Origin of the sequence: Enterobacter sp. PTB, from assembly GCF_051130085.1 — a bacterium.
GTDB lineage: Bacteria > Pseudomonadota > Gammaproteobacteria > Enterobacterales > Enterobacteriaceae > Enterobacter > Enterobacter ludwigii.
In genome coordinates, this window is the sequence record NZ_JBDKEE010000061.1 from 1 (window position 1) to 5,157 (window position 5,157).

Genomic DNA, 5,157 nt, shown 5'->3' on the forward strand with positions numbered 1-5,157 from the left:
GCTGTTCGTCAGGACAAACCCCACGCCCTTCGCCGCGCCTGCGGATACATCCTCATTTCTGAACAGTTTTGTGTAACTCCCGGCAGCATCCGGAGTCCCCCACACGCCGACAACGGAGGCCTGCGGGGCCGCCCCACCCTGGCAGTTGAGCGTCACGGAGAATGTCTTGCCGGTCGATTTATCCGGCTGAGTGCCCGTCACGGCGCCGACGTTCATGTTGTCCAGAGCAAGGGTTGCGGGCACGCTGACGTCACAGGTAACGGCGGTGACGCTCTCCGTGAGCGTCAGTGACTGGTCAGCCGCTGCGTGCGCCGGGGAGGGAGTCATCCCCCCCGCCACCATGCCGGCAGTAATCATCAACCCTGCCAGTGCGCAGAGGCGCCCCCCCCCTCTCGCTTTCCGGCTGCATGCCCTGCGGCCTGCCGGCTGTTGCTGTAAACGCTGTGTCATCATCTGGTTCCTCTGTTTCGCTGCGCGGTCGCGCCCGTCACTATTGGCCTGTCCTTCTTTCGCAGGCGCCTCACCGGTAATCCATGTTAAATTTCAGCACAGTGCTCATTGTCCCGGCGGTGACGTCCGTCGTGGCATAGTTGCCACGCGAAGGCATGGCAAAGAAATCCACCCTGCCGGTTCCGCTGCTCATCGTGACCGGAATGGCGTACGGCGAGCCCTGCGTCCCCACCGGCAGCAGGGCACCCACGCCGGTCGTGTCTTTTGTCAGCACAAACCCGAGCCCGGCCGCGCCCCCGGTTGTGATCGCATTTTTAAACAGAGTGGTGTCCCCTTTAGTGTTGTCCGGGGTCCCCCAGAGCGTCAGGTTCGGCGTGGTGCCCGCCGTGGGCTGGCCCGTACAGCCCGACAGGGTTACCGCAAACGTCGCGCCGGCCTTCTTAAGCGGGGAGGTGGAGAAATCCGCCACGGTGGCAGGTGTCAGGGCAACGGTGCCGCCCTGCGGCAGGGTGACGTTACAGGTCGGCGCCTGGGTGGTCACCGTGTAGGTGACCGTCACCGGGGCAGGAACGCCCGCCTGCGCCAGCCCGGCACACAACAGTGCCGGCAGCAGTGCGGCCTTCAGGATGCCCGCCCGGGGCATGCCGCCCGCCGGATGGCGGCGGGTTTCATTGTTTGTCGTTGTCATACTGGTCTGCACCTGCACTCCCTTCGCTGCACGCATGTTAACGGTACTCAAAACTGAAGGTGACGGACGCCTGGAGGTCTCCCGCCACCTGGGTGGCGCGCGCGCCCGTGGAAACGGCCACCGCCACCGGAATTTTTTGATTCAGCCATGTCACCGGCAGCTGCGCCCCGTGCGTGTTCGCAGTGGTGGTGATGTCATCGCCAGGCTGCATGTTTTTTGTATCAGCACCGCCGCTGGCCCACGACACCGTCGTGCCGTTAAACCGGAAGATAAAACCAAGTCCGTCTGACGTCCCGGTAGTTTTAAACAGGTACGCATCATCGCCCGTCCCCAGGGAAGCCCCTGCCACCGTGATGTGGGGGGCCACCGAGGTCGCGTTAACGCCACAGTTTGACAGCGCCAGGTTGAACGTTTTTGAGGCGGACACCTGGCCCGCCCCGGACAGGTCAGCCGCCTGGAGGGTACCAAAATCCACCGTACCGCCGGTCATGTCTCCGTCCTGCAGCGCCAGGTCGCAGTTGGCGGGCAGTACTGTCTGGGTGACATTCACCGTTATCGGGGCTGCGGACACCGGCACTGCTGCCAGCACCGCTGTGGCGCACGCGACCGCGGGCAGAAACTGGCCTGCCGCGGCCCTGAGGATGGACTGCATCGTTTGCGTCATTATGCTCACTCCACCACACCGGCCTGACCGGCGACAAAAACTATTTATAATCAAAGGTAAAGGACAGCGCTGCTTTCAGGCTGCCTCCCTGCTGACAGTCCGCAACGCTTTTACCGCCCTGCGGCACGCAGAACATGGTGTAGCGCACCGGAATGCTGGCGTTATCCGCATTACCACCCGTGCTCATCACCTGATACGCCGTGTCCTTCGTCATGTAATCCACTGACGTCCACGACGCGGGGGGCTGACCTGCCTGAGCCGCCTGCACCTGAAAGCCCAGGGAGGTGGACGGGTTGTTATTCCCGGCGCCCGCCCCGGTATCACGGAACAGTGAGGCCGAGGAAGGGAAGCCCGTGCCAATGGCATTCCCGGTCACCGTCAGTGAGGGTTTTGACTGTGCCTCCGGGTAGCCGGGGCAGCTGATATCCAGCGTCTGCGGATTGCCATCGGAGCTGAGTAGTGGCGTACCGGTACTGACACTCCCGATATACACACTCTTCAGATCGACATCGGCAGACGTCTGCCCGTGATTCAGCGTCACGCTGCAGGTCCCGGGCTGTATCACCGCCCTGAACACGCCCGTCCCGCTGTTCACCGCCTGTGCGGGTAATGAGCCGGACAGACCGCCCGCCATCACAACCGTCAGCAGGCAACGGGTCAGCAGATTGATTCTGATGTTCATCATCACATTTTGCTCCACTGCATCACTGCAGGGTTGTGCCCGACGAGACCGGGAAGCCCACACCGGTAATGACCTGCCACGTCACCTTTCCGGCCTGGCTCAGCGGGTAGGCCCGCCCTGCCGGATAGGTTTGTGAACTGAACGGCGCAATCATGTCAGGCTTACCGCCCTTACCGAACTTCACTGACTGGCCGTTAATCCTCAGGCCGTTGAACGTAATGAAGTACGGGGACGCATTCTGAATGCTCACGTCACTGCCGGCGCGGGTAACCTTCAGCCCCTTCACGGCCTGCTCTTCGCTCACCTTGATATTGTCCGGGCGATAAAACAGCTTCAGCGAGGTTGCCAGCGCAAAGCTCATGCCGCCGGACATAAAACCACTTTTGCTCTGCCGCGACAGCGGACTGGAGGACGGGATGCCGGTGACCGTCAGGTAAAACAGACTCTCCCGGTCCTGTGGCAGTGACTGTGTATTGCCCGTGATACGTAATACGGACCTGGAATTCCCTTCCATCCGCAACAGCGGAGGGGAAACAAAGAATGGCGTCGTCTCACGCCCGTCCCGCGTCAGTGATATCCGTGACTGCACCAGATAAGGGTCTGCCGCCGAATTGGTGACAGGCACCAGGGCCTGACCGTCTTTCGCCTCGTAGATAACCCGGACAGCCCCGACCCCAATCCCCGCAGCAAGTGCAGGCGCCGACATCAGCATTACCAGTGCACTGCACACAACACCGACAGGAACCCGCCAGACACCCGCCACGCCATTACATGAATACATCCGCCTGCACTCCGTGAACATGCCCCCCGCCGGCACAACGGCCACGGGATGCAATGAAATTTATTTATAGTCAACCTTGAAAACGACCGGGGCCTCAACGTGCCCCACTCCAGGCCTGCCTGTCGAGGCAGCCATATACGTCGTAAAATTCACCACAGAATGGTCTGCTGCATTCCATCCCTCACCGGACGCAAAGGCATACATCACCACCTCATCACCGGCACGCAGCATTTCTTCTTTTTCACCGGGTCTGGCCGGTGCTGCCAGCGTGGCACCCGCCGTCGTCCCCACGGACAGTGACGCGTCACCAAACAGGCCATCCGTGTAATTAATCATCGGACTGCTTTCATCAACGCGCAGTATCAGGTTGTGCCCTGCATCCGGACCGGCACCGGAACACCCCGTTGCGGTCACGGCAAACTGCTGCCTGGAGCCTGCAACCAGGTACAGACGTTTATAAATATTCAGGGGGCCCTGCTTCTGAAAATCCGCCGCAGACCAGCTCCCCAGACTGACATCCTTACTGAGCGACGCATCCGGTCCCATCACACATGCCGCAGGGACAATGTTGCCATGTATCAGCACCACCGCAGAACGACTGCCCTGGGCTGCCAGTGCACAACTCATGCCTGACACGGCAATGCTGACACCGGTGGATAAGACTATCGCCCCCGAAACCAGCAGATTCACACTACGCCTCATCAATACACCCTTTCCGTCAGATGACTGATACTCCCGGGCAGGAACCCCCGCCCGGGAAAGCGATTACTGGTAGCTAACCGTGAAGGTAACCGGTGCTTCAACGTGCCCGGTGCCCGGGGTAGCATTGTTTGCAGCCATGTAAGTGGTGAACTTCATGGTGGTGCCATTTACTGCACTCCAGTCCTCACCGGATGCGAACGTATGAAGCACCAGCGAGTCGTCTGCGGCATAGAGCTTCGCCGTAGCGCTAGCAGAGTTATCCTTAGCCTCCAGCGTAAAGCCTGCCGTCGTGCCTTTAGCTTTGGTTTGGTCACCAAAAATTTTGTCACTCGGATCCATCATCGGTGTGCCCCGATCAATGGTCAGCAGGAACTGGCCATTCTCCTGTGGCGCCACGCCGCTACAGCCTGTTGCGGTAACGTTAAACGTTTTCATGGAGTTTGGAACGGTAAACAGGCCGGCATAGACCCCGGTCCCCGCCGTGAAATCGCTTGCAGTCCAGCTACCCAGATTTATATCTGCCGGGGTAGAGGCATCCGGGCCCATCGTACAGGCCACCGGCACAACCTCACCATGGATAAGCACCTGTGCCTGACCGCTGCCCTGTGCCGCCATTGCTGAAGCCATACCGGCTGCCATCAGAGCTGCTACTGCTGTTACTTTGAAAATTGCTTTCATGAAATACATTCTCGTTTATTGAAACTGGTTGAGCCTGCAATACGGCAGGCGGGTAAGCAGCCGGCCCTGTGTGTTTTTTGTACCAGAAAGGTTACATTTAGGACCATTTTGACAACTAAATCACTGATTTAGCTGTTTATGCTAAAAATGCGGATGCAGGAGAGATTGCTGCCAACATTTCCGGGAAATGTTAAGATTCTGACTTTCGGTAGCGAAAGTGACGCGGGTCAGGAAGAATAAAGGGAGGCGGGAAGCAAAAAATGAACAGGGATGTTCACACTTAAAGTGAGTTATTTCATGATGTTAATTAAGTTTATGCGATATATTTTTACTTGTTTTACATAAAGATACATCTGCGTAAGAACTTTATCATTTTTTCGCTATGGCAAAAGCGGGGCGGTAATCTATAGTTGTTTACAGTTTGGTCCTAAATGAATCTTTTTTCGCTTACTTTTTAACCGCCACACACCCTCAAATCGCTCCGCATTACTGGCCGTGTAACGCACGGTATG

At 58.5% G+C, this 5,157-nt stretch carries 7 protein-coding genes; all 7 read right to left on the minus strand.

Annotation, left to right across the window (positions count from 1 at the left end):
- The coding region (locus AAIR21_RS27230; RefSeq protein ID WP_434682750.1) for a fimbrial protein at positions 1–453 on the minus strand (453 nt) is incomplete at its 3' end.
- A gap of 67 nt (positions 454–520) precedes the next feature.
- Complete coding sequence (locus AAIR21_RS27235) at positions 521–1,138, minus strand: fimbrial protein (protein WP_422713213.1); 618 nt, start codon at positions 1,136–1,138, stop codon at positions 521–523.
- Positions 1,139–1,175: 37 nt separating this feature from the next.
- On the minus strand, positions 1,176–1,802 hold the full coding sequence (locus tag AAIR21_RS27240) for a fimbrial protein (RefSeq protein WP_422713214.1): 627 nt from the start codon (positions 1,800–1,802) through the stop codon (positions 1,176–1,178).
- A 40-nt stretch (positions 1,803–1,842) separates the two neighbouring features.
- Positions 1,843–2,487, minus strand: coding sequence for a hypothetical protein (locus AAIR21_RS27245; RefSeq protein ID WP_333169002.1), 645 nt, complete (start codon positions 2,485–2,487; stop codon positions 1,843–1,845).
- 19 nt (positions 2,488–2,506) lie between these two features.
- The gene (locus AAIR21_RS27250) at positions 2,507–3,265 is read right to left on the minus strand and encodes a fimbrial biogenesis chaperone (RefSeq protein WP_422713215.1); all 759 of its coding nucleotides are present in this window, start codon (positions 3,263–3,265) and stop codon (positions 2,507–2,509) included.
- 60 nt (positions 3,266–3,325) lie between these two features.
- Positions 3,326–3,967 (minus strand): hypothetical protein, encoded by a 642-nt coding sequence (locus AAIR21_RS27255; RefSeq protein WP_422713216.1) that lies wholly within the window; start codon positions 3,965–3,967, stop codon positions 3,326–3,328.
- 63 nt (positions 3,968–4,030) lie between these two features.
- The gene (locus tag AAIR21_RS27260; RefSeq protein ID WP_434682752.1) at positions 4,031–4,645 is read right to left on the minus strand and encodes a fimbrial protein; all 615 of its coding nucleotides are present in this window, start codon (positions 4,643–4,645) and stop codon (positions 4,031–4,033) included.
- Positions 4,646–5,157 lie beyond the last annotated feature (512 nt).